The sequence below is a fragment of the Limnospira fusiformis SAG 85.79 genome, from assembly GCF_012516315.1.
Taxonomy (GTDB): Bacteria; Cyanobacteriota; Cyanobacteriia; order Cyanobacteriales; family Microcoleaceae; genus Limnospira; species Limnospira fusiformis.
In genome coordinates this window covers 409,025-433,016 of record NZ_CP051185.1, presented here as the reverse complement: position 1 = coordinate 433,016, position 23,992 = coordinate 409,025, and the positions used below count along the sequence as shown (strand labels likewise).

General features: G+C 44.1%; 31 protein-coding genes. 2 read left to right on the top strand and 29 right to left on the bottom strand.

What is annotated here, in order from left to right; all coding sequences use genetic code 11:
* Positions 1–151 precede the first annotated feature (151 nt).
* From darG (HFV01_RS02215) to HFV01_RS02170, 10 genes are all read right to left on the bottom strand, one after another.
* A complete protein-coding gene (gene darG, locus HFV01_RS02215; protein ID WP_006670688.1) occupies positions 152–1,207 on the bottom strand; it encodes a type II toxin-antitoxin system antitoxin DNA ADP-ribosyl glycohydrolase DarG in 1,056 nt (351 codons plus the stop codon).
* A gap of 35 nt (positions 1,208–1,242) precedes the next feature.
* On the bottom strand, positions 1,243–1,869 hold the full coding sequence (gene darT / locus HFV01_RS02210; RefSeq protein ID WP_006670689.1) for a type II toxin-antitoxin system toxin DNA ADP-ribosyl transferase DarT: 627 nt from the start codon (positions 1,867–1,869) through the stop codon (positions 1,243–1,245).
* A 157-nt stretch (positions 1,870–2,026) separates the two neighbouring features.
* Positions 2,027–2,302, bottom strand: a complete 276-nt coding sequence (locus HFV01_RS02205) for a hypothetical protein (RefSeq protein WP_228116406.1) — start codon at positions 2,300–2,302, stop codon at positions 2,027–2,029.
* An 80-nt stretch (positions 2,303–2,382) separates the two neighbouring features.
* Positions 2,383–2,580 carry a DUF2283 domain-containing protein gene (locus HFV01_RS02200; RefSeq protein ID WP_006623474.1) on the bottom strand — a complete coding sequence of 66 codons (198 nt, stop codon included), beginning with the start codon at positions 2,578–2,580 and terminating at the stop codon, positions 2,383–2,385.
* Between the two features lie 122 nt (positions 2,581–2,702).
* A complete protein-coding gene (locus HFV01_RS02195) occupies positions 2,703–2,981 on the bottom strand; it encodes a hypothetical protein (RefSeq protein ID WP_006623473.1) in 279 nt (92 codons plus the stop codon).
* Positions 2,982–3,257: 276 nt separating this feature from the next.
* Positions 3,258–3,677, bottom strand: coding sequence for a type II toxin-antitoxin system VapC family toxin (locus HFV01_RS02190; RefSeq protein ID WP_006623471.1), 420 nt, complete (start codon positions 3,675–3,677; stop codon positions 3,258–3,260).
* Positions 3,674–3,913: a DUF2281 domain-containing protein gene (locus tag HFV01_RS02185; protein ID WP_006670690.1), complete on the bottom strand. Its 240-nt coding sequence runs from the start codon at positions 3,911–3,913 to the stop codon at positions 3,674–3,676. Before HFV01_RS02185 ends, HFV01_RS02190 begins: the two co-directional genes overlap by 4 nt.
* A gap of 236 nt (positions 3,914–4,149) precedes the next feature.
* Entirely contained in the window at positions 4,150–4,491 is a 342-nt protein-coding gene (locus HFV01_RS02180; protein WP_187758636.1) for a hypothetical protein, read from the bottom strand.
* Positions 4,492–4,593: 102 nt separating this feature from the next.
* Positions 4,594–4,932: a DarT ssDNA thymidine ADP-ribosyltransferase family protein gene (locus HFV01_RS02175; protein WP_006670692.1), complete on the bottom strand. Its 339-nt coding sequence runs from the start codon at positions 4,930–4,932 to the stop codon at positions 4,594–4,596.
* An 82-nt stretch (positions 4,933–5,014) separates the two neighbouring features.
* Positions 5,015–5,524, bottom strand: a complete 510-nt coding sequence (locus HFV01_RS02170) for a MerR family transcriptional regulator (RefSeq protein ID WP_235720294.1) — start codon at positions 5,522–5,524, stop codon at positions 5,015–5,017.
* Positions 5,525–5,713: 189 nt separating this feature from the next.
* Between HFV01_RS02170 and HFV01_RS02165 the strand changes: the two genes are divergently transcribed.
* Complete coding sequence (locus tag HFV01_RS02165) at positions 5,714–8,878, top strand: HsdM family class I SAM-dependent methyltransferase (protein WP_006670694.1); 3,165 nt, start codon at positions 5,714–5,716, stop codon at positions 8,876–8,878.
* A 19-nt stretch (positions 8,879–8,897) separates the two neighbouring features.
* Positions 8,898–9,584, top strand: coding sequence for a hypothetical protein (locus tag HFV01_RS02160; RefSeq protein ID WP_006670695.1), 687 nt, complete (start codon positions 8,898–8,900; stop codon positions 9,582–9,584).
* A 412-nt stretch (positions 9,585–9,996) separates the two neighbouring features.
* Here the strand turns inward: HFV01_RS02160 and HFV01_RS02155 are convergent, their stop codons facing one another.
* From HFV01_RS02155 to HFV01_RS02065, 19 genes are all read right to left on the bottom strand, one after another.
* Positions 9,997–10,149 carry a hypothetical protein gene (locus HFV01_RS02155; protein WP_157234539.1) on the bottom strand — a complete coding sequence of 51 codons (153 nt, stop codon included), beginning with the start codon at positions 10,147–10,149 and terminating at the stop codon, positions 9,997–9,999.
* Between the two features lie 72 nt (positions 10,150–10,221).
* Complete coding sequence (darG, locus tag HFV01_RS02150) at positions 10,222–11,277, bottom strand: type II toxin-antitoxin system antitoxin DNA ADP-ribosyl glycohydrolase DarG (protein WP_008055040.1); 1,056 nt, start codon at positions 11,275–11,277, stop codon at positions 10,222–10,224.
* A 35-nt stretch (positions 11,278–11,312) separates the two neighbouring features.
* Positions 11,313–11,939 (bottom strand): type II toxin-antitoxin system toxin DNA ADP-ribosyl transferase DarT, encoded by a 627-nt coding sequence (gene darT / locus HFV01_RS02145; RefSeq protein ID WP_193520795.1) that lies wholly within the window; start codon positions 11,937–11,939, stop codon positions 11,313–11,315.
* Between the two features lie 157 nt (positions 11,940–12,096).
* A complete protein-coding gene (locus tag HFV01_RS02140) occupies positions 12,097–12,372 on the bottom strand; it encodes a hypothetical protein (RefSeq protein ID WP_318286103.1) in 276 nt (91 codons plus the stop codon).
* Between the two features lie 80 nt (positions 12,373–12,452).
* Positions 12,453–12,650 (bottom strand): DUF2283 domain-containing protein, encoded by a 198-nt coding sequence (locus HFV01_RS02135; protein WP_006623474.1) that lies wholly within the window; start codon positions 12,648–12,650, stop codon positions 12,453–12,455.
* Positions 12,651–12,772: 122 nt separating this feature from the next.
* A complete protein-coding gene (locus tag HFV01_RS02130; protein ID WP_006623473.1) occupies positions 12,773–13,051 on the bottom strand; it encodes a hypothetical protein in 279 nt (92 codons plus the stop codon).
* Positions 13,052–13,327: 276 nt separating this feature from the next.
* Positions 13,328–13,747: a type II toxin-antitoxin system VapC family toxin gene (locus tag HFV01_RS02125; RefSeq protein ID WP_193520793.1), complete on the bottom strand. Its 420-nt coding sequence runs from the start codon at positions 13,745–13,747 to the stop codon at positions 13,328–13,330.
* Complete coding sequence (locus tag HFV01_RS02120; RefSeq protein ID WP_006670690.1) at positions 13,744–13,983, bottom strand: DUF2281 domain-containing protein; 240 nt, start codon at positions 13,981–13,983, stop codon at positions 13,744–13,746. The genes HFV01_RS02125 and HFV01_RS02120 overlap by 4 nt, the downstream gene beginning before the upstream one ends.
* 236 nt (positions 13,984–14,219) lie before the next feature.
* A complete protein-coding gene (locus HFV01_RS02115) occupies positions 14,220–14,507 on the bottom strand; it encodes a hypothetical protein (protein WP_318286102.1) in 288 nt (95 codons plus the stop codon).
* A gap of 80 nt (positions 14,508–14,587) precedes the next feature.
* Entirely contained in the window at positions 14,588–14,785 is a 198-nt protein-coding gene (locus tag HFV01_RS02110) for a DUF2283 domain-containing protein (protein WP_006623474.1), read from the bottom strand.
* Positions 14,766–15,041, bottom strand: coding sequence for a DUF4258 domain-containing protein (locus HFV01_RS02105; protein ID WP_193520791.1), 276 nt, complete (start codon positions 15,039–15,041; stop codon positions 14,766–14,768). Before HFV01_RS02105 ends, HFV01_RS02110 begins: the two co-directional genes overlap by 20 nt.
* Positions 15,042–15,256: 215 nt before the next feature.
* Positions 15,257–16,612 carry a DNA sulfur modification protein DndB gene (locus tag HFV01_RS02100; protein WP_193520790.1) on the bottom strand — a complete coding sequence of 452 codons (1,356 nt, stop codon included), beginning with the start codon at positions 16,610–16,612 and terminating at the stop codon, positions 15,257–15,259.
* A gap of 34 nt (positions 16,613–16,646) precedes the next feature.
* Positions 16,647–17,156 (bottom strand): hypothetical protein, encoded by a 510-nt coding sequence (locus HFV01_RS02095; protein ID WP_046318430.1) that lies wholly within the window; start codon positions 17,154–17,156, stop codon positions 16,647–16,649.
* A 27-nt stretch (positions 17,157–17,183) separates the two neighbouring features.
* Entirely contained in the window at positions 17,184–17,987 is an 804-nt protein-coding gene (locus HFV01_RS02090) for a phosphoadenosine phosphosulfate reductase family protein (RefSeq protein ID WP_046318432.1), read from the bottom strand.
* A 67-nt stretch (positions 17,988–18,054) separates the two neighbouring features.
* Positions 18,055–18,663, bottom strand: coding sequence for a Uma2 family endonuclease (locus HFV01_RS02085; protein ID WP_008055054.1), 609 nt, complete (start codon positions 18,661–18,663; stop codon positions 18,055–18,057).
* 23 nt (positions 18,664–18,686) lie between these two features.
* Entirely contained in the window at positions 18,687–22,202 is a 3,516-nt protein-coding gene (locus HFV01_RS02080) for a hypothetical protein (RefSeq protein WP_193520789.1), read from the bottom strand.
* 4 nt (positions 22,203–22,206) lie between these two features.
* A complete protein-coding gene (locus HFV01_RS02075; RefSeq protein ID WP_006623463.1) occupies positions 22,207–23,133 on the bottom strand; it encodes a DUF4007 family protein in 927 nt (308 codons plus the stop codon).
* Between the two features lie 321 nt (positions 23,134–23,454).
* Positions 23,455–23,607 (bottom strand): hypothetical protein, encoded by a 153-nt coding sequence (locus HFV01_RS02070; RefSeq protein ID WP_006623462.1) that lies wholly within the window; start codon positions 23,605–23,607, stop codon positions 23,455–23,457.
* A complete protein-coding gene (locus tag HFV01_RS02065; RefSeq protein ID WP_006618799.1) occupies positions 23,604–23,858 on the bottom strand; it encodes a hypothetical protein in 255 nt (84 codons plus the stop codon). Before HFV01_RS02065 ends, HFV01_RS02070 begins: the two co-directional genes overlap by 4 nt.
* Positions 23,859–23,992: the final 134 nt, after the last annotated feature.

The following is a 23,992-nucleotide window of genomic DNA, read 5'->3' as shown; positions in this document are numbered from 1 at the left end:
AGCTGAAAGGCTAACACTTAGAGGTGAAAAGATGAAAATAATTTTCAGGTTTTGGCATCCAAGTCATAGCATTGATAATTCGCCGTCTGATGACCTGCCGTATTCGGCGATCAATACTTATCCTTGGCTCATTTTTTTGGGGTCATGAACATTATGGGGTTTCGGCATCGCTATTGATATTAAACCAGTTCTGAGTGTGAAGGCGTTCCCAAGCTATTCGCAGATGGTTAGGTTTAAATAGATGGCGCTTGCGATCGCTCCATTCCTGTACTTTTTCAATAGCGCGATCGCAATCGATGGCAGCTTGCGGATCTTCCGTGGCCACCCAGTGAAGGGTTGCCAACATTTCCAGCCCGTAAGGGGTCTCAAATCCTTCAATTAAATCGCTGACTCGTTGCCGGCGCGCGCCCGTATCGGGATGTGCTGATAAAAAGCGATCGGCAGCGTCACGACCCTTTTCTAAGACATACATTGCCGAAGTTTCAGTGCGATCGCCATATCCGCGAATGTAATGACCTTCAATCTTTTGCAAAACATGATTAAGATTGTCTGCATAAGGTCCGAATTGATGTTTGACGTAGCGCAGTCTTAACGGTTCGCCAGCTACTTGCAAAAAATAGGCGAGTTTTTGAATTTCCAGCTTAGTTAAGCGATACCCAGGAATCCCGTACAATTCCAGCAAGCGAATCAATAAAGCACGCCCGATGGTCATTTTAGGGGTAGAGGTAGCCACCGGTATTTGGTCCGCCACCGGTGCGCCAGTCGGTTCAAAAATCATCACCTCAATATCGGGAACTTCCGCAAAAGATTGAACGATGAGAGGCTTAACTGCCGCCCAATCTAAGCCCCCATTTCCGCATCCCAGAGGAGGAATTGCGATCGAGGTAATTTCTAACCGTTTGACTTCCTCAACCAGTGCAATTAATCCCGCTTTGATATCTTCTATTTTAGATTTTCCCTTCCAGTGGCGCTTAGTGGGGAAATTAATGATGTATTTGGGGAATAGCTTATCCGTAGCAACTACAAACATCTGCCCCGGATGGATTCTCTTAGCATCACAAGCTGTTTTATAGGCTCGGAAATTTTCCGGGAACGCCTGCTTAAATTGCAAAGCAATCCCCTTCCCCATGACACCGACACAGTTAACGGTGTTCACCAGGGCATCAGCCTTTTCTGTCAATAGGTTGCCTTGCTTAAAGTGAATCATTGCCGGGAGTTGCTCTTTTGGTCAATGCCTTAATTTTAATAGTACCATTCCCGAAAAACCTTTACAGGTGTCGAAATCGTAAAGTTTTGTAATATTTCTTCAACCTCGGCTTTTCTTCCGGCATCTATCACCCCGATTTCTCGCACGAGTGTCCAAGGGAAGAACTCATAAACCAAGAATTCGGCTTGTCTGCGGCGCTTTCGGTCTCCATCCTCCAGGGTATCTGCCCAATACCCTGCATTCATAATCTCCCAATCAATCGCATTGAGAGAGTCGAGATTGTCATAAAATTCTGAATACCTAACAATTGCGTGACCGTCCGTAAATGCAAAAGGAAGACTTGCTGCTGCGATATCCTCCGCTGTTGCCACTAAGTGAATCACCGGACTTTGCCCCTGTTCATATCCTTGAACGTTGCCTCTGGATATGGCGTAAAGCATCGGAGAACGAGGCGCAAAATACCAAGGAACGTAATCATGAAGAGTGCCGCCCCTGGAACAAGGAATATTAATTTGAGCGCGTTTATTCTGGATGGTTTCGTGAGCAATATCTACATAATTGATCGGCTGAGATTTTAAGTGATTGTTAGCAAGGAGGCCCTCAGAACGCAAAATAGAGGGTAAATTTTTAAGATGGGTAATATGGTAGATATAGGTGGTCATCTGACAATCATAGGGGGACGGAGGAGGGTAAGCAGATATCAATCAGGCGTGACAGCAGGATTTGAGGGTAAGCATCATGTACTCATCACTCATTCCCGCCCGTTTCATTTCCACATACTGTAAGCTAACTTTTTTGTCAATTAAATTTAATACCGAATTAGATGGGCTTACCCTGTCGATTATAGCAATTGGGGATTCGGGAAAGCTGCGATCGCATTTCTAGTTGACAGTGTAGCGATCGCCACTTCAGAAATCTGACAACTACTTCCTCCGGCGGAACTAAGGGAACCTTGCTCAAAACCTGTTTAAATTGTTCCCAATTCCCCCGTTTTGCTGGCTCCACGACATAATCTTGAGTCATCCAAGGGGAAACTTGAGCCGAAAAGGCGATCGCCACCCATTGGTCAAGGGAGATATTGTCTCTTTCTGCCAATTTGGTAATTTGGTGGTACAATGTATGGGAAATGGTTAGGTTTAACTAACGCATTTAAAGTGGGAACGTCAAGCTAAAGGTCAATTTTCACAACTCACTTCAGCAGTGGAGTTTTTAGCCATAAATTCTTTGACATCTAAAACCTCGATTGTCACTACCTCTCCACTGGAAGAATAGTGAAGAATTAGGGAGCCTTCATCTTCAGCATAGGCAATGGGTTCCTCTGATAGTTCAATCAGCAAAGCATCCACATCTGGACTATATCGAATCCGTTTCATATCGCGACCTCCTTCCTGGGTAGTGGGTAATGACTAAAATGCGATCGGCATATTCTCTGTAAACGACTCTGAGAACTAAAGTCTCATTTAATCTTTTTTGAGCGATGTATTTTTCTCCTCCCCTAGACTCTACTTTGTCTGGCGCTCGGATTGTGTCTTGAATTATCTCTGGAGAAGTGGTTTTGAATCGCCATGAGAGACATTTGCCAAACCCCGTTTGTCCAACCGCTGACTATCTCTGCTTTTTTCCATAAAGGGAGCGATCGCCACAATTTAAACTGATGGAGTTCAGCATTGATATCAGTATCGATAGACTGGGTTCTATAGTTGGGCTGAATCTCGCTTATTTGTGTCAGTTGTCCCGAAAGTTCATCGGGGACATCAATGGTAATTCTAGGCATATCGAACCTCCAATCAAATCGTTGCTTGGCAGAGAGAGAGGTGGTCGAGATAGAAGGGAAAGGTTTAAAGCATCTGCCATCACCCTGAAATTTAACCCCCTGAATACGCTCTGTAGATCAAGAGAAATATAAGAGGAACTTTCCAGCGAACACTCCCTAAACAAAGTCAGGACTAAGTAGGTAGGCGAAAATATTTCCAGATTCGTTTTGCCTAAAACCCTTTTGCTGCCAGGGTTATGCCGGTTGCTCAACTTCGGGTTAATTCCGCCGACCTACTTAGCTGGGAGGCATAATGAGAGGAATTTCTTGATTTCGGTTTTTGCGGTAAATCGTAAAATCGCTGTCGAGGGTTAACACCATACTTTGAGGATATAACTCAGCCATCCTAACGATACAGGCATCTGCAAGGGACATCGGCACCGACTGGTAGCGCCTCGACAGTTCTTGTATGGAAGCGGCTTCTTCATTCAAGCGAAAAGAGATTTGAATCGTGCCGTTATTTAGTAAATAAATAACTGACTCTTGACCGTTATGTAGGTTTTTTAAAAGAAAACAAGCCTCTGAAATTACCGATTCACAAGTCAATAAAGGCGGTTTAACTTGAGCCACTTCCTGTTTTACCCACTCATGCCAACTATCGCGTTTATTAAGTAACGCAACCAATGGCCCCGTATCGATGATGATTCCCCGTCTCATGACCTGCCGTATCCCTCAAGATAATTTTTGTTTGTTGAGAGATCCGCTGGTCCTTCCACACAGCCAATAAATTGTGCCGCTTTAGTGAGAACTGATTCGGCAGTTTCATCTTCTTGAGAGAGATCTGTATCGGGTGCAATTTGTAAGTGTAACAATTCTACGAAATTAAGCACTTCCTGCTGTTTTTCAGGAGGTAAATTTTCCAATTTTTCCACAATGGTCTGAACAAGGCTCATGGCGGATCTCCATTTTTAGTTTATTGAGTATTATATCAGCTTGAAAGTGATTGTGATCCATCCAGGCATAGAATCGCGATCGCTGGGTGGACATGGTGAACGGCTAAACGCAGGAATTCGACAATTGGAAGAGGGAAATTTTCATCGGCATCAAGACGCACCCTATTTCAATCATCCTCATTTCTTTGAATTGCCGCTTCCATTTCCTCTAGCCTGGGAATAGTTCCAAGCATTGACTAAATCTTGGGCGCTGAGTTGAGGAAAATCTTGTAAAATACGACCATTTGAAGAGGTGGTACTATTTGATCAGAGGAAGGGTAAATCTGCGATCGCCACTTCAGAAATCTGACAACTACTTCCTCCGGCGGAACTAAGGGAACCTTGCTCAAAACCTGTTTAAATTGTTCCCAATTCCCCCGTTTTGCTGGCTCCACGACATAATCTTGAGTCATCCAAGGGGAAACTTGAGCCGAAAAGGCGATCGCAACCATTTGGTTCAGAGAGATACTTTCTCGTTCTCCCAATTCTGCCACTTGTTTGTACAAAGAATCGGGAATTTTAACAATTAAGTCGCTCATTCTATTTCTCCTACTTCTTGCAGAAACTCTTTGGGTGATAAAATCCTGATGCCCAAACGTTCGGCTTCTTGTAAATCTCTTTTATTCTAGGTGATGATACAGTCAGATTGGCATTCCGGCTGCGGCGATATCCTCGACTGTTGCCACTAAGTGAACCACCGGACTTTGCCCCTCTTCATATCCTTGAATGTTGCCTCTGGAGATGGCGTAAAGCAGCGGAGAAGGAGGCTCAAAATACCAGGTAATGTAATCGTGAAGCGGGCCGCCTATTGAACAAGGAATATTAATTTGAGCGCGTTTATTATGAATGGTTTCGTGAGCAATATCTACATAATTGATCCGCTGAGATTTTAAGCGATTGTTAGCGAGGATGCCACCAGAACGCAAGATAGAGGTTAAATTTCTAAGATGGGTAATAGGGTAGAGAATTGCTTCCGCCATCTGGAGTGATACCCGTGAGGAAATCTAGGGGTGATACCCACGACATAGGGGTTGCTGTTGAAGTGTCCCTCTGAGAATCCTTTCACGCTACCTGAGTCGGTTTGGCTTTAGCCCGTTGCTTAAAACTCTCAAAATGGACTACAGTCGATTTTTCAGCCGCCAGCCATACCTCGTTCACAATTTGAGATAGAGGTGGAATAACCACTAAGAGATACTGACCCACATCTTTGTTTTTATGTCCTGCCACCTTCAGAGCTGACGGGAGTTTGTCGGCAAAGTCTTTCCAATCCTGCTGAACCCAGATTACCTCTTCATCAATGACAACTAGCTGCTTGTCACGTAAGCTATCGTCAAATCCGCTCTCATCGAGGAATTTAATAATGCTTCTCACCGTTTGGAGCGAGATGACTTCTCGAAGATTTTTGATGGCCCGGATTTCTAAAACCTGCTCCCAGGTATAAATCACTGTGGGCCTTCGGGACTTGCTGATTCGGTGGGGGACTACCAGTTGACACCGTTCTAGGTATTGCAGGCGATTGGAGGTGGTAGCCGTGAGGTCGAGGGTTTCTCGTCGAGTGAATCCTTCTATCATAGCCATTCTAGGAGTGTGGATCCCTTATTTATTATAATTTTACAAAAATATAATACAATTTATTTAATTTTAGCGCTACTGCAATATAATAACGGGTGACAACACCGCAAGAAAAGGCAAAATCGTCTTCAATCAAGAACACGATAGCCCTCTTGTCGTCTTCTGCTGTAATGCAGGTTAAACCGTCCTATGTCTGTTTCTGGATTACTAGAACTAGCTCACCAAAAGCTCCACTGGCCTGAACTGGCTCAAGTCATGGAGCCAACAGGTGCTGGGCCCAGCGTGTATGCACGCCTAGCTCGGGAAAAACTGGGAAGGAATATCAAAAATCTTTTAAATGGTTCTGGTGCTGACCTCCAAGTGGGAGTGCTCGCTCCAAATCCTCACGGGGATGAAACTGAGGCCCCTATCGCCGTGGTCTGTCAGTTTCCTATTCCAGTATCAGAGGCTACGCTTAAAGAAACTTACAGACTTGCATGGAGTTTTGCTCGCTCTCCGTCGCTAATTACTGCGGAACCGGATCGGTTGCGAATTTGGAGCTGTTACGAAGGCCCCCCAACCGAATTTGAGAATCTCAGACCTGTAGCTGAAGTTTCGCGTCAGCAACTTGAATTGTTCGATCAGACCTCTCTCTCTCAACAGGCGGCTGATACTTTACACATCCACTGGGCTGATTTGGTGTCAGGGCAGTTTTTTCAAGCAAATAATAAGCGATTTCAGCGTAGCCAGTCTGCTGACCAAATGCTCCTGAGCAATCTCAAAAGTGTCCGCAAGCAACTTAATAAGCTTAAACTCGATTACGACACCATCCACGATTTATTAGCCAGGATTATTTTTATTCAATTTCTATTTGACAGAAAAGATTCTCAGGGAAACGCCGCTTTAAATCCAGACTTACTAGCTCATTTACATGAACAAGGACACTTATTAGAAAGCTATGAAAATTTAACTGATATTTTCCGAAATAAAAGAGATACTTATAATTTTTTTCGCTGGCTTAACCATAAATTTAATGGGGATTTATTTCCAGGAAAAGGAGCGACAGAAGCGGAACGCGAACACGAATGGCAAGCAGAGGAACATAAAGTCACTGAACAACATCTCAATCTGCTTGCAGAATTTGTCAGTGGCGATCTGGAAATGGAAACGGGACAGGGTTGCCTCTGGCCGCAGTATTCCTTTGATGCCATACCCCTTGAGTTCATTAGTAGTATTTATGAAGAATTTGTTGACAAAGGAAAAAAAAATGCGGATAAAGGAGTTCACTATACTCCAGGACATATCGTTGACTTTATCTTGGATGGCGTCTTGCCGTGGGATAGTGGCGAGTGGAATCTGAAAATTCTAGATCCGGCTTGTGGATCGGGCATTTTTCTAGTCAAAGCATTTCAGCGACTTATTTATAGATGGAAGAAATCTTATCCAAATGAAGAAATCACTGCACCCATATTGCAACAAATTCTTACAGATAATTTGGTGGGAGTAGATATTAATTCGCAAGCAGTAAGGGTTGCTTCATTTAGCCTTTACTTGACTATGTGTGATGAGATAGATCCTCGATATTATTGGGAGCAAGTACGCTTTCCACGACTGAGAGACAAGAGATTAATATCTGCAGACTTTTTCCAAGAAAATGTAGAAGGGTTTCGCACAGTGGCTGATGCGGGGCAATATGATTTAGTGATAGGTAATGCCCCTTGGGGAAAAAATACAGTTACTCAATTTGCGAAGTCTTGGGCAAAAACAAATAAGTGGCCGATTCCTTACGGCAATATTGGCCCACTTTTCTTGCCCAAATCTGCGGCTTTAGCAAAGGCTGGTCAACCGATTGCAATGCTCCAGCCTGCTCTTGCACTAATTTTTAATCAAATTAGTACAGCAAAAAGATTTCGGGAAAAACTTTTTTATGAATATAAAGTAGATGAAATTGTGAATTTATCTGCTTTGCGATTTGGGTTATTCAAAGACGCTATTTCACCCACTTGCATTGTCACGATATCTGCCGAATTACCAAATGGTGAACCATTGTCTTATATCTGCCCAAAGCCTGTTGCCAGTAATGAAGATGATTACCGCATAGTTATAGAACCTCATGATATCAATTTAATTTATCCGCAAGAAGCAATCCAAGATTCTTTAGTATGGACTGCATTAATGTGGGGTGGCAGACGTGACTTAGCTTTAGTGCGCCGGTTGAGCCAAGGACAAAACTTTGAAAAACTGGAGCGTGCTAAAATTGCCATTAAAAGACAAGGTATTATCCGGGGTAATAGAAAAAAGTATCAGGAAGATATCCTGGGAAAACGCCTGGTGCGGCAGTTCCCCGCTCGTACCTTTATTTTTATCAATCTAGAAGATTTGCTGCCTAACGAGGATCCTTATACCCATTCACGAGATTCTAGCGATTTTTCGGCGTTTGAAATACCCCAACTAATTTTAAAGCAAGCTTGGACAATTGATTCAAAAAGATTTCAAGCAGCAATTATCCTGTCAGATGAGGATAAGCAAGGAGTGCTTTGTTCTGAAAGTTACGTGACTGTCCATGTTCCACGTCAATATACTTCAATTTTAGAAGCGGCTTGTCTAACTTATAACAGCAAGCTTGCTGTTTATTATCTTCTTTTGTCAAGTGGACGCTTTGCTTCTTATAGACCTGAACCTAATGTTGATGAATTGCTGCGCGTTCCAATTCCTGAAAATCCAATTCGATTGCAGGATATTCAAACATTGGATTTTGATGATGTAGACAATCGGGTCTGTGAAGCCTTTTCCTTGAAGGATAGTGAGTGGTTGCTAATTGAGGATATCTTTAATTACACCTTACCTGATTTTAAAGGTAATCGTTCATCTCCTGGCCGTCAAAGCACTCGTTCACAATCTAGCACTCTTTTTAGAACAATAGCTTCGGAATTGGTCTTAAAAGAATATTGCACTTGTTTTTTAAAGGTGATTAAAGCTGGGTTTGGCACCAATAAAAACATCTGTGCTAAAATTTTTCAAGAGCATAATACTCCCTATATGCCGTTTCGTTTAATTGCTTTTTATCTTACCCTAAATGATGAGGGTGAAGAAATCCAGGTTGAACCCGTAGATTCTTTAGATCTTATAGAACAGTTAGAGGGGTTAAATCAATCCTTTTTAAAAAAGTCCAGTATAGAGGAGGGGGGAATATTCTATCAGCGGGTTGCTAAAATATATGATTCTATTCACTTGAATGGAAAAACCATTCCTACTGTGTATTTTGTAAAGCCAGATCAAATCCGCTACTGGACACGCTCTATGGCTTTACGGGATGCTGACGAAGTGGCTGCTGATATTATGATGTGGCACAGCGGATTGGAATCTTACTCATAAATTAAATTAGGAGTCATAAGTGGCTAGGAGACGACCAACACCTTGGGAAACCAAGAACCTACCAGTTCCACCTGATTTTGTTAAATTAGCAAAAGAGTGGTGTGAAGACGAATCGATGTTGATTTTAACATTAGTTTGGGAGGGATATGACCGGCTCCGAGAGTGTGACTTGTTAGAAATTTGCTGGCAGCAAGATTATGAGGAGCGCGAGAGGACGATTACCCAGCGATTTGTTCCCAGAATTCGACAATGTATGACGGGATGGGAGCCATTTGATGTAGAACATGGTCCCTATGAATTTGAAACAAGGAAGGCACCGCCTGCCCAGTCACCACAATATGATATTGCTTTTGTTATGCATGGTGGTGACGGAAGAATGATGTGGCCGTTAGAAGCTAAGGTACTTCGTTCGGAGGGGAAACTTTCTGAGTATATAAACGACATTAATAATGAATTTTTGACTTGCCGATACGCACCATTTTCTAGCCAAGGCGGTATGCTTGGGTATCTTTTTTCCCCTGAAACCAGTAAAGTATTTAGTAATATTGAAGCCAAACTTTCCTGTAGTTTGGAGCATCACCCACATTTTTTAAATAGAATTCATAAAATATCAAAACATAACCGTACAGTTCCATCAGGAAAGCCTTATCCTGCTAACTTTCTTTGTCACCATTTAATTTTGCCGATTACTACTAAAAGTTTGTAGGATATCCTGAACTAGCAATGGATAATTTTCACATTCCAGCAAGTTTTCAACTCTAACTTCACCTGCTTTTATAAACCCTCTTAGACCTTAGTATCCAGTCAAGAAATCCCTAAATTTCCGCTCTGACCTCAGATTCCCCCTGGGCCTCTCTCACCAATGGCTCATCCGCTAAACAGCCTGCGGTTTGTTCAAAAAAAATAGTGGAACCGCCTAATTTTTCATGGGTTTGAGTGGGAATGATTCGAGAACCAGGTTAATATAGCAACCCTAAATTAGTTGTGGAATGCCCTCACCCCCAACCGATGGCGGCCCAGAAAGGGAGAGGGGTTGGGGGTGAGGGAATCATTTAGGATTGCTATAGGCGATCGCCATAAATAGGGTCTATACTGCTATCCATTGACTCAAGTCTGAACTATTGCACAATCGCCGTCTTTCTGTCAGCCGATCGTGGGTATTCATTTCCAGGAATAGAAAGGCGATCGCCGATCGCCATTCTAGAAGTCTGCCTGACCCGTCCTAGAGTGGGCGATCGCAACTTCAGCAATCTACAACTCCAGCTTATCAAATTCCTCCGGTTCTACATCGGGCAGTTTCATCAATATCTTATCGTTCGCACATTTTTTTAGGGTCATGAACATTATTGGATTTCGTCATCGCTATTGATATCAAACCAGTTCTGAGTGTCAAGGCGTTCCCAAGCTATTCGCAGATGGTTAGGTTTAAATAGATGGCGCTTGCGATCGCTCCATTCCTGTACTTTTTCAATAGCGCGATCGCAATCGATGGCAGCTTGCGGATCTTCCGTGGCCACCCAGTGAAGGGTTGCCAACATTTCCAGCCCGTAAGGGGTCTCAAATCCTTCAATTAAATCGCTGACTCGTTGCAGACGCGCGCCCGTATCGGGATGTGCTGATAAAAAGCGATCGGCAGCGTCACGCCCCTTTTCTAAGACATACATTGCCGAAGTTTCAGTGCGATCGCCATATCCGCGAATGTAATGACCTTCAATCTTTTGCAAAACATGATTAAGATTGTCTGCATAAGGTCCGAATTGATGTTTGACGTAGCGCAGTCTTAACGGTTCGCCAGCTACTTGCAAAAAATAGGCGAGTTTTTGAATTTCCAGCTTAGTTAAGCGATACCCAGGAATCCCGTACAATTCCAGCAAGCGAATCAATAAAGCACGCCCGATGGTCATTTTAGGGGTAGAGGTAGCCACCGGTATTTGGTCCGCCACCGGTGCGCCAGTCGGTTCAAAAATCATCACCTCAATATCGGGAACTTCCGCAAAAGATTGAACGATGAGAGGCTTAACTGCCGCCCAATCTAAGCCCCCATTTCCGCATCCCAGAGGAGGAATTGCGATCGAGGTAATTTCTAACCGTTTGACTTCCTCAACCAGTGCAATTAATCCCGCTTTGATATCTTCTATTTTAGATTTTCCCTTCCAGTGGCGCTTAGTGGGGAAATTAATGATGTATTTGGGGAATAGCTTATCCGTAGCAACTACAAACATCTGCCCCGGATGGATTCTCTTAGCATCACAAGCTGTTTTATAGGCTCGGAAATTTTCCGGGAACGCCTGCTTAAATTGCAAAGCAATCCCCTTCCCCATGACACCGACACAGTTAACGGTGTTCACCAGGGCATCAGCCTTTTCTGTCAATAGGTTGCCTTGCTTAAAGTGAATCATTGCCGGGAGTTGCTCTTTTGGTCAATGCCTTAATTTTAATAGTACCATTCCCGAAAAACCTTTACAGGTGTCGAAATCGTAAAGTTTTGTAATATTTCTTCAACCTCGGCTTTTCTTCCGGCATCTATCACCCCGATTTCTCGCACGAGTGTCCAAGGGAAGAACTCATAAACCAAGAATTCGGCTTGTCTGCGGCGCTTCCGGTCTCCATCCTCCAGGGTATCTGCCCAATACCGTGCATTCATAATCTCCCAATCAATCGCATTGAGAGAGTCGAGATTGTCATAAAATTCTGAATACCTAACAATTGCGTGACCGTCCGTAAATGCAAAAGGAAGACTTGCTGCTGCGATATCCTCCGCTGTTGCCACTAAGTGAATCACCGGACTTTGCCCCTGTTCATATCCTTGAACGTTGCCTCTGGATATGGCGTAAAGCATCGGAGAACGAGGCGCAAAATACCAAGGAACGTAATCATGAAGAGTGCCGCCCCTGGAACAAGGGACATTAATTTGAGCGCGTTTATTCTGGATGGTTTCGTGAGCAATATCTACATAATTGATCCGCTGAGATTTTAAGCGATTGTTAGCAAGGAGGCCCTCAGAACGCAAAATAGAGGGTAAATTTTTAAGATGGGTAATATGGTAGATATCGGTGGTCATCTGACAATCATAGGGGGACGGAGGAGGGTAAGCAGATATCAATCAGGCGTGACAGCAGGATTTGAGGGTAAGCATCATGTACTCATCACTCATTCCCGCCCGTTTAATTTCCACATACTGTAAGCTAACTTTTTTGTCAATTAAATTTAATACCGAATTAGATGGGCTTACCCTGTCGATTATAGCAATTTTGGAGTGGGGAAACCAGCGATCGCATTTCTAGTTGACAGTGTAGCGATCGCCACTTCAGAAATCTGACAACTACTTCCTCCGGCGGAACTAAGGGAACCTTGCTCAAAACCTGTTTAAATTGTTCCCAATTCCCCCGTTTTGCTGGCTCCACGACATAATCTTGAGTCATCCAAGGGGAAACTTGAGCCGAAAAGGCGATCGCCACCCATTGGTCAAGGGAGATATTGTCTCTTTCTGCCAATTTGGTAATTTGGTGGTACAATGTATGGGAAATGGTTAGGTTTAACTAACGCATTTAAAGTGGGAACGTCAAGCTAAAGGTCAATTTTCACAACTCACTTCAGCAGTGGAGTTTTTAGCCATAAATTCTTTGACATCTAAAACCTCGATTGTCACTACCTCTCCACTGGAAGAATAGTGAAGAATTAGGGAGCCTTCATCTTCAGCATAGGCAATGGGTTCCTCTGATAGTTCAATCAGCAAAGCATCCACATCTGGACTATATCGAATCCGTTTCATATCGCGACCTCCTTCCTGGGTAGTGGGTAATGACTAAAATGCGATCGGCATATTCTCTGTAAACGACTCTGAGAACTAAAGTCTCATTTAATCTTTTTTGAGCGATGTATTTTTCTCCTCCCCTAGACTCTACTTTGTCTGGCGCTCGGATTGTGTCTTGAATTATCTCTGGAGAAGTGGTTTTGAATCGCCATGAGAGACATTTGCCAAACCCCGTTTGTCCAACCGCTGACTATCTCTGCTTTTTTCCATAAAGGGAGCGATCGCCACAATTTAAACTGATGGAGTTCAGCATTGATATCAGTATCGATAGACTGGGTTCTATAGTTGGGCTGAATCTCGCTTATTTGTGTCAGTTGTCCCGAAAGTTCATCGGGGACATCAATGGTAATTCTAGGCATATCGAACCTCCAATCAAATCGTTGCTTGGCAGAGAGAGAGGTGGTCGAGATAGAAGGGAAAGGTTTAAAGCATCTGCCATCACCCTGAAATTTAACCCCCTGAATACGCTCTGTAGATCAAGAGAAATATAAGAGGAACTTTCCAGCGAACACTCCCTAAACAAAGTCAGGACTAAGTAGGTAGGCGAAAATATTTCCAGATTCGTTTTGCCTAAAACCCTTTTGCTGCCAGGGTTATGCCGGTTGCTCAACTTCGGGTTAATTCCGCCGACCTACTTAGCTGGGAGGCATAATGAGAGGAATTTCTTGATTTCGGTTTTTGCGGTAAATCGTAAAATCGCTGTCGAGGGTTAACACCATACTTTGAGGATATAACTCAGCCATCCTAACGATACAGGCATCTGCAAGGGACATCAGCATCGACTGGTAGCGCCTCGACAGTTCTTGTATGGAAGCGGCTTCTTCATTCAAGCGAAAAGAGATTTGAATCGTGCCGTTATTTAGTAAATAAATAACTGACTCTTGACCGTTATGTAGGTTTTTTAAAAGAAAACAAGCCTCTGAAATTACCGATTCACAAGTCAATAAAGGCGGTTTAACTTGAGCCACTTCCTGTTTTACCCACTCATGCCAACTATCGCGTTTATTAAGTAACGCAACCAATGGCCCCGTATCGATGATGATTCCCCGTCTCATGACCTGCCGTATCCCTCAAGATAATTTTTGTTTGTTGAGAGATCCGCTGGTCCTTCCACACAGCCAATAAATTGTGCCGCTTTAGTGAGAACTGATTCGGCAGTTTCATCTTCTTGAGAGAGATCTGTATCGGGTGCAATTTGTAAGTGTAACAATTCTACGAAATTAAGCACTTCCTGCTGTTTTTCAGGAGGTAAATTTTCCAATTTTTCCACAATGGTCTGAACAAGGCTCATGGCGGATCTCCATTTTTAGTTTATTGAGTATTATATCAGCTTGAAAGTGATTGTGATCCATCCAGGCATAGAATCGCGATCGCTGGGTGGACATGGTGAACGGCTAAACGCAGGAATTCGACAATTGGAAGAGGGAAATTTTCATCGGCATCAAGACGCACCCTATTTCAATCATCCTCATTTCTTTGAATTGCCGCTTCCATTTCCTCTAGCCTGGGAATAGTTCCAAGCATTGACTAAATCTTGGGCGCTGAGTTGAGGAAAATCTTGTAAAATACGACCATTTGAAGAGGTGGTACTATTTGATCAGAGGAAGGGTAAATCTGCGATCGCCACTTCAGAAATCTGACAACTACTTCCTCCGGCGGAACTAAGGGAACCTTGCTCAAAACCTGTTTAAATTGTTCCCAATTTCCCTGTTTTGCTGGCTCCACGACATAATCTTGAGTCATCCAAGGGGAAACTTGAGCCGAAAAGGCGATCGCCACCCATTGGTCAAGGGAGATATTGTCTCTTTCTGCCAATTTGGTAATTTGGTGGTACAATGTATGGGAAATGGTTAGGTTTAACTAACGCATTTAAAGTGGGAACGTCAAGCTAAAGGTCAATTTTCACAACTCACTTCAGCAGTGGAGTTTTTAGCCATAAATTCTTTGACATCTAAAACCTCGATTGTCACTACCTCTCCACTGGAAGAATAGTGAAGAATTAGGGAGCCTTCATCTTCAGCATAGGCAATGGGTTCCTCTGATAGTTCAATCAGCAAAGCATCCACATCTGGACTATATCGAATCCGTTTCATATCGCGACCTCCTTCCTGGGTAGTGGGTAATGACTAAAATGCGATCGGCATATTCTCTGTAAACGACTCTGAGAACTAAAGTCTCATTTAATCTTTTTTGAGCGATGTATTTTTCTCCTTCCCTAGACTCTACTTTGTCTGGCGCTCGGATTGTGTCTTGAATTATCTCTGGAGAAATCGTGATTCCGTGAGTTTCTAAGACTTCAATTTTTAGTAAGGCGTGTTGACTGAGTTCTATCCTTTTTTCGGCAGTCAAAGCTATCGCCTCCGGTTTAGATTGACAGGAATCAAGGGCGATCGCCTATTTGTGTCAGTTGTCCCGAAAGTTCATCGGGGACATCAATGGTAATGATAGACATTGGAAAACCTCTAACACAGAAAGAGTTGCTCTATTATAGCAATTGGGGATTCGGGAAACCTGCGATCGCTTTTATAGTTGACAGTGTAGCGATCGCTAACTATCATGTTCTTTCATTCATTTTCATCATCTTCTACTTCGTTGTCTACTTCGTTTTCTACTTCGTTGTCATGAGAGTTACCCGACCAATTAATTTGAGGCAATAAAGATGCTTTTTGATCCTCTATTGCGTCACGATATTTTTGCTTTAGTTCCCGTATTTTAACATTAATTTTTAATCCTAAAGCATGACTAATTAGCGAAACAATTAAAGCTCTCTCACTCTTACTTCCTACAATTCTTTGTGTAGAGGGATTCCAAACCAGATTTTTCCAGGGAGCTAGATTAATGTCCATAGGTACATTATTCATAATTGCATCGATTGCATTTTCTATAGACTTTCCTTGAATTCCTGCTTGTTTTATTACTTCAGCAACTATGTATTGTCCAATCGGTCTGGCAAAAACATTTCCTCCAGCCATAGGTTTACCTTTTTCATTAAAGGATATAGACCCATCATCATTGATAAGTCTCCTAAGATCTCCTGGTTTCTTTTTGCCATTAACCACAGGTTCAAATCCAGGGCATTTGTTTAGCATCAACATCCATATCTGCTCTAAAAATTTGTAGTAGTTTTCCAATTCATCATTTGAAGGTCTAAATTGCTTGAAGTCTTGGTCTATTTCCAATCCACCCTCATAGCACCCCAGGAGAATTTCATTGGTTGCATAAAAAGCTGCAAGGGTTGTTATATAAGGATAATCATTTTTATTTTGTTGGATTTTTTTTGTCGTTAGTTTGATTGAAACTAAATCTTTAAGAATAGCATTTTCTTTCACAAGCTGACGACTAACAATAGCTATAGCGTCATCTTCATCAATGGCTATATTTTGTCCAGCAGTTGTAGGTTTAGCTCTGCGGTTGAGAGTAGAAAACAACCGGCGAGTTCGCTGTAGACCCTCTTGCGTTTCTTCATGTTTCAGAATAATAACGCTAATTTCTTCTTTGGCAAGATCGGGATTGATTCTTATGGCTTCTTGGATAGACCGCAGCCGGTGTTGACCATCAAGAGCATAGTAAATTTGGCTTCCATCGAAGCGCAATAAACCAAAACCATAGCTATGTCGATCGTCATCATCATCTATCAAGGGATGTTCATCAACTGTTACTTGCGAAAATTCAGGTTCACCCCCATAGACAGCAACCACCAACGCCCCATAAAACCTCTGTTGTTCATTCAATAAATATGGAACCATCTCTTTGGCAACACGCCCGGTAATTTCTCTTTGAATCAGCTCATTCAACTCTTTATTCGGGCGAATGTCTTCAGCAATTTGACATTCTCGTGCTATTTTACCAAGCTTCATCACGGTTACATAATATTGCCAATCACCCATTCTCGCTTTTAAGGCTGGAACATAATCTGCCATTCTGATCTCCTATCTTCCGTTTAACAAAAGTCAATTAATCGAATGCTTTAGCCCAGAGTTTTTCTCTTGAAGGTATTTGTGTGTTACAGGGAGGTTGACAACACATTAGAAGGTGTTCTTCTACTGTATCAACATTTATACGGGGTAACACTGCCCACCAAAAATACAACTCATTTTTATACTTATTAAGCATGAAAACTATTTTGGTGCGGCCTTGAAGATTTTCCCTTTCCTTCAAATAAGATTCAAACCTTTCTGATAAATATCCAGGTGCTGCTTTTCCAATATAGAGAGGCAAATGAATGTCTTCTGGAAATGGACGGCCTAGTTTTATCGAAAAGCAGTAAACCCCATGTTTGTTAGGAATTTGAACTTGAGCTGCTTTGACAAATTTACAATTTTCCCATTTTAACTTAATTCCTCGCATTGCTATAGGAAAATTTTCTACATAATGGGGCAACCATCTGAGCATAAATTCATGCTCTCTTGCAAAGTGACCTGAAATTGCTGCCTTTTGAGTAGCAAAATCATATACATCAGACATAGCAGGGATAATTACTGACTCATAAAGTTACAAATGACAGGCCAAACATGGTAAATCCTCATCTTCCTCATCTAAGACTGAAGACAGGACATCAGCTAAAGGTCGATTGGGGACTGATTTTGTGATTTCCTTGGCCATTGCTTTCTCATGGTTGGCAATAATTTCCTCCTTGCGTTCGAGTAGTTCGAGCAGCGTTTCCCCATCCGTCCAAGTGTAATGCCTGCCGTCACTATGATTCTGCTCGTAGTCAACCGCCTGAGCAAACAGATCCGGATGTTCCTCCGCCAGCTTTACCCATTCATATTTTCGCTGAAAAAAACAGAAAAAGCAACCGGAGCGACTGCGCCAACGATAATAGTCGGGGAGTCCAATGCCGCTCTCTTCTAGCAACCGTAGGATATCAGCTTTTACCAAACCCTTTTCTTTAAACGGATATACTGGGCGAATATTTGGTTTGGTGGAGATGTAACCATCGCGGTTTTCGTCGGCGCGGATGCCAATATAGCTTATGGTTTCGTCGTCCCCGACAAATTCCTCTAGGGGCTTGATTTTCATCATCACCGTACACCAGCGCTTTTGGGGTGAGGGAAGTAACCCGCCATGAATGTCGAGCCAATGGTCAAATCCTCGCTTGGCACTCAGATAGTGAATTTTAATCCCTAAGCGAGCTTTGATGCGATCGAGATACTCGTAAGTTTCGGGCAACTCCTTATGAGTGTCGCAGAAGAAATACTCCATCTGCGGCACCTGTTTGTGCAGGAGTACGGCGAGGGCCGTGCTGTCCTTGCCACCGGATAAACCGAGGATATGTCGAAGGGGTTTGTTGCTCATATCTCCTGTAATTTTCCCACATTTCGGGCTGCTCACCCTAACTTTAGCAAGTTTTTCGAGGGCTTTTTTACCAAATTTTGCTTAAATCCAGAACAAACCCAGGCAAGATTGGCTCGCCACTAACTGTAGCCGGATTATTGAGGCATTCTACCGCATTTCCGGGACGATATATGTAAACTCGACGCTGTTTGCGGTCTATCAGCCATCCCAGTTGCACCCCATTATCGATGTACTGTTGCATTTTGTCTTGGAGTAGTTTTAAGGGGTCAGATAGCGATCGCAATTCCACCACAAAATCCGGCGCAAGGGGAGCAAATTGTTCCTGTTCTTCTGCTGTAAGGGCGTTCCATCGTTCCAACTTCACCCAAGCAGCATCGGGAGAAATTTGCGCTCCATTCGGTAAAGTAAAACCCGTACCCGAATCAAACCCAATTCCCGTCTCGTCTCCTTCAGTCCAGTTATAAAGCTGGCCGAGTAGTCTAAAATTGCGTCCACCCGTTTCGCTGCCAGTGGGGGGCATAATCACTAATTCTCCTGTGGCTGTGCGTTCAAGGCGTAAGTCTCGATTGAGTTGACAAATTTCTAAAAATTGCTCTGGGGTTAACTCGATCGCCGGATGGAGATGCAACACCACCGGATGATTTTCCATAGTCTGAGGAGTTTTCGTCGGATTCATGGTAAACCTCCTGGATTTGGCGATTAATTCACACTGATTTGATCGGCTTCAGGCTTCAGGGTTTGACGCTTTCCCTGCATTTGAGGAATATTCTCGGGGGAGGTTGCTGCCAAAACTCTTTCGGTTAGTTTAGCAACAAAGGCTTGCTGGAGTTGAGGATTATCTCGCAAAATCGGTTTTTGCAATATTTCTTCAACCAACGCCTCGATTTTACCTTGGGATTCGCGATCGCTCCAGACTATGCCGTGGGTTTCCTTGCCGTCGGGACGGGTAACGGTAATCCGCCGCGCCTCAAATCCCTCTCCTTTGGCGGCGACTTCTTTCTGCAACGCTTCCAGGTTCTTAAACCTTCTGGCGATGTCGCTGAGTTTAATCTCGAATCCGGTGGCATCTTCATCAGTCCAGGACTCGGCAGGTTTATCGGCAACTATCATCACCAGTGCTTCTAACCACTGGCGATCGCTTTTATTCTCATCTGCTGCCGCCTGAGCAAAACTGGTTAGGCGACGTTCCAGAGATTGACCGCTAATATAACTCGCACGCACTCGCAAATCTTCCCGCAGGCGAGTTTCGGGGCTTCTGATGCCAAACGCCTCGTATAAGCGCGTCTGACAGTCGTTGAGCAAGCAATCATAAGCCGTCTGAATCTCTCGCAGGGCTTCTACTAGCTTGGTGCGGAGGGTTTTGGCAATATTGGTATCCTCTCCCTCTTGGCTGGTAATTGCCGGCAAACCACAGGCTTGCGGTAAAGATGTAAACACCAGTTCGTCCGGTTCCTGGTCTCGCTGCAACGCCTGCAACACCCCCACTGCTTGGGCGCTGAGGCGCTTAGTTTGAGTGGTGTAGGGGGGTAATGCTTTGGCGAATTGAAACAAGGGTTTAACGACTGTTAACAGGGTGATATTACGAAGCCCCGGTTTATTGAGGGGTTTGCGTTTCCCCCAAATTGCCTCCAATTCTTTAAAGACTTGCGATCGCACTCCGAGGACTTCAAAGTATTTCACGGAAAAGCGATCGGGATACCTCACCAATATCTCGAAATGTTCCAATCCCAACACGGGGATAAAGGAGCCATCTTTATAAACCCCCACGTCGTCGATAAGGTAAAGCAGCACCGCCGCTAACAATATGGCGATCGCCCCTTGTTTCATGCCGTAGGGAGGCGCTTGCAGGCGCTGATAAAGCAAATCTAAGGTTTGCTGTTGTTCTTTCGCTTCCAGACAAAAGGTTTCAATCGCCTTCCAAACGTTGAAAATCCCCGCATCTTCCGGCGGCGGGTAAAATCCCCACTGGTCATCCTCGCAGCGATGGATTTTGGTTTCCGACAAAAGGGAGTAATAGATACTCACTTCCGGGCCGTATCCTGTCAATTCTAACCGTTGGCGATCGCCGTATTGCAACATTGCCGAAATCAACTCCAGTCTCGCCTTAGCGCCTTGGGAGGTGAGGTCGCGCCGATTGATTAGTTCATTCCACAAAATCGGGGTTTGAGGATAAACCTGATCGCACACCCGCGACAGTTGGGCGTGAAAATGGGTAATGTGGTTGAGGGTTTCTTGTTTTCCCAAAATCCAGCATTGGTTGGGATTTTCCGCGAGGTCAAAAGCCTGACTAAGGCTATCATCAAATAACTCCTCGGCTTGCACTAAACGGTAACGCACTTCTCGCCGCGCCACCCCGTCGCTTTGCAATTCGGGAGCATTATTTTCAATGTGTCGCAATGCAGCCAATTCCCGCGCCTGTATCCGCAAGGTTTCCAATTTGGCGACACCAACCACGATTAAAGGTTTGCCGTCGGTGGTCATTTCTGGCATAACATTGGGCAATTGTTCCCCCACCCAATAAGCGATCGCACCGTCGGCATCTTTCAGGGTACAAGAAAGAGCGGAGAGATGTATAGGATTATCAAGATAGCGCCGTTCAAAATAGCGCAGGGTTCCTGTAACATAACTGTGTCGTTGGGCGACTAGGGGTTCCAAAGGGCGAATTTCCGACAGAAGTTCGACTAGGGTGGTGCGATCGCTTCCCAAATAGTCGGCTACGGCGCTATCTACATTAAAATCAGACCCTTCCCAAATCCGCAACTCATCAACTTGTCGCCGATAGGTAACGATTCCTTTTTGCAGCAGGTTCTCGATCGCTTTTTCCCACTCCTGGGACTCGTCCACACCGTCACACATTGCCAAAGCCACAAGCGATCGTGTAGCTTTCAGCCCCCCGGTGGTGGTGACAATATTTAAGGTTCCGATAGTTTTCAGCACCCGTAAACTGTCAGGATCCAAGGTTTTGGAAACATCGTTAATTAAGCCCTGCACTTCTATCCATCGTTGCAGTTTCGGGCGGGAGGTGATACCCATCCCCACGGCTTCGATAAAATAGTCGTAAACACGGTCGAGTTTCAAGGTCGGCAGTTTCGTATCATCTGCGATCGTCTCTTCTAAATAGCGCCTAAAGGAATAGGGTTCGGCACTGGTGAGGAATGTAAATAAGGAGCGATCGTTTTGGGCGTATTGGGTGCATAATTCAGGTAATACTAACGCCGCCAACGGATGCAGGGGATAGGTTGCACCCAGCACCTCAGTAGTGATGTCTGAGGTAAGTGCGACAGGTAGTGAATCAAACCATTGTCTAGCCCTGTCATTAATCGCGCCTGTATAGGTTTTGGCATTTGAAGCATCGATCGCCTTACCCACCAATCGAAGCATTTGAGGGGAGGAATCTTTAAAGGGGATATCTTCAAACCTGCCTTGAATTTTCGCCCATTCGTTGCGTTGAACAGAACTCAATCTTTCCCCATAGTCTGCAAAGGCTTGATGTAGCAAACCAATTAAATAAATGGGAGAATTGCTATCACGAGGAAGTTCTGCTAATTGTTGCAACAGATATAAATCTTCTGCCCCTTGATTTTGGGCGACAAATTCTAGGTTTTTCCCTAACTCATCAATGATAATTAACAGGGGAGTTGCGGCGGCTTTACTAATTTCTTTAACTAGGGTGACAACATCTTTACTATTGACAGAGTTTTGGTGGTCAATTTCTGCATTTAAATCTACTAAGTCTCGGTATACTTGGGGTCTTTTCTGTGGGTTTTTGTCAGCCCAAAAACTTTCACAGCCACGATATAAAGCCCTAATAATTGTATGGCTTAAAGGTTCCCTTTGTGCGGTGACAATCGCCCTAAAAAAACCTGCTTTGGGGATAGTTTTAGTTAATGATAAATACTCTTTACTGTCGCTACCAAGGGTAGTTTCAATTAGTGCTAAGGCTTCCTGGTGGGCGGAATTTTTTTCGTCGCCACAGGCGGCAATTAAGAATTGAGCAAAGGATGATTTTCCGGTTCCATAGACTCCGGTTAGCGTCCAGGCGCGGTTAGCTTGGGGGTTAGTAAATCCGGTCAAAATTCGCCGCAGTGCATCTAGCGATCGCTCTGTTAGAATATATCCGGCTAAGGCTTCCACATTGTCAAAATCCCGCTCGATATTGATAGACCGAGAATAGCGACGATTGAGGCTAAAATAATCTGATAAAAGTTTAGGCATTGGATTAATCAACTCTCCTTTTATTGTAATACATTCCCAGCAGATGATCCGCTAATTCTTGGGGATTTTGGGTAAAGTAAAACTGAATTAATCCGGCGGCTTCCGATAAACCGATCGCATCCCACCCCCGCGCCACCCGTTCAATGGCATCACAGACGGCACTTTCTGGCAACTTAAATACCATACCGGGGCTACCGATATCATAAAGCAGCCGAGACAGGGCGATCGTGCGTTGTTCACGCCCCACAAATTCAGCGTATTCTAAGCAGGCTGCTACTACAATTTCCGGGGGTAAATTCCGCTTCTGGTTGACTCGGAAGGTGTAATATTTAGAGTCGCCAGCCCTAGTAATTAAACCCAATTCGGCAAAAGGACAATCAATCGAATCCTCACTCACTTGATGATTTCGGCTTTGTTTAACGTACATCCTTAGCAGACAGCTAACATCTTTATTAATTGAAGAATCAGCCAGATTTTTTTTGAGAGTTTTCCCATAGTCGGACACCGCCAAGAACAAATCATTTTGGGAAAATTCCACCCGCCGAAACTGATTAAAAGTGTAATGCCATGCTGCCGCGTCGCAGGGGGGTTTGAGCAAATTCCAGTGTAGCAACCACAGAGAAGCTGGATCTTCCAAAAACGGATCCCAGCCGTCATCTTTTAAAAGATTTTCGCCGAATACTGTAGGGCGATCGCCTTCTAAAATCTTAAAGGCTTGACACCAATAACGAAGCGATCGCACCATATTTTTCCCCACACCGAGACGCACTGGCGCATCTTCCGCCAAAAATACCCCAGGATCTTCCTTAGCTTTATCAAAACCCTTTTTCAGCCAGCCAAACCGAGGGTGAAAGGTCTCGTGACGGGCAAAAACCGGATTCACGCTTTGGGGTGGATCGATGATATGACGATTGAGGCTGGTTTGAATCACGATGGTTTCCGGTGACGTCTGGTAAACAAAACCCTTATTGTCACCCAGTCTGTGCCTGGGCGATCGGCCTGAGCAATAAAATTTTACATTCTTAACTCAGGGACTGGATCAGCTTGTTATAGCGGTTCGGTGGACTCATTATGTACTTTTCAAAGCCCCTCTCCCTTTCTGGGAGAGGGGTTTGGGGTGAGGGCGTATTCCTTATGGACATGAGAAACGCTATATGTCCATCGTCCATAGTACCGCGCTGGAGCAAAAAGTCAACCTACCGGCGGCTATAGAGACCCTGCCATCGTCCTCCTATTCCAGAAGCGGTAGAGTTCACACCAGGGCGATCGCTTCAATCTGTTGGCGGATCAACCGGGTTTTCCCGAGGCGATCGCCCTTGGTGGGGAAAAATTTCTCCTGCCATGGCTTCTCATCCTGACGATTTAGGTACAGAATACAGACATTTGTATCCAGTAAATAAATCACTCGATTTCTTCCCTCACCTGATATTCCCCTGGGTCATATCTGACCAACGGTTCATCGGCTAAACAGCCTGCGGTTTGTTCAAAAAATCCCGGAGGCCAGCCTAATTCGTCTGGGGTTTGAGTGGCGGAAGGTGGAGAAGCGGATTGATAGATAACAGCTATCTCTAACTCTTGATTCGCTAAATCTTGAGGCACTTGTAAAATAACTTTTCCTTCCCCATCCGCCCGGATTTTGAGTTTGATAATTTCCATCGTATATTTTGCCTGTTCAATTGATAGATTTTGAACAAATTATAACCAGATTTTATGTGACCTTTTGCACCAGGGGTACGCTGGAGGTTTGATCACCCGCCAGGTCTTCCCACTACTTAACCCTCAACGTGCGA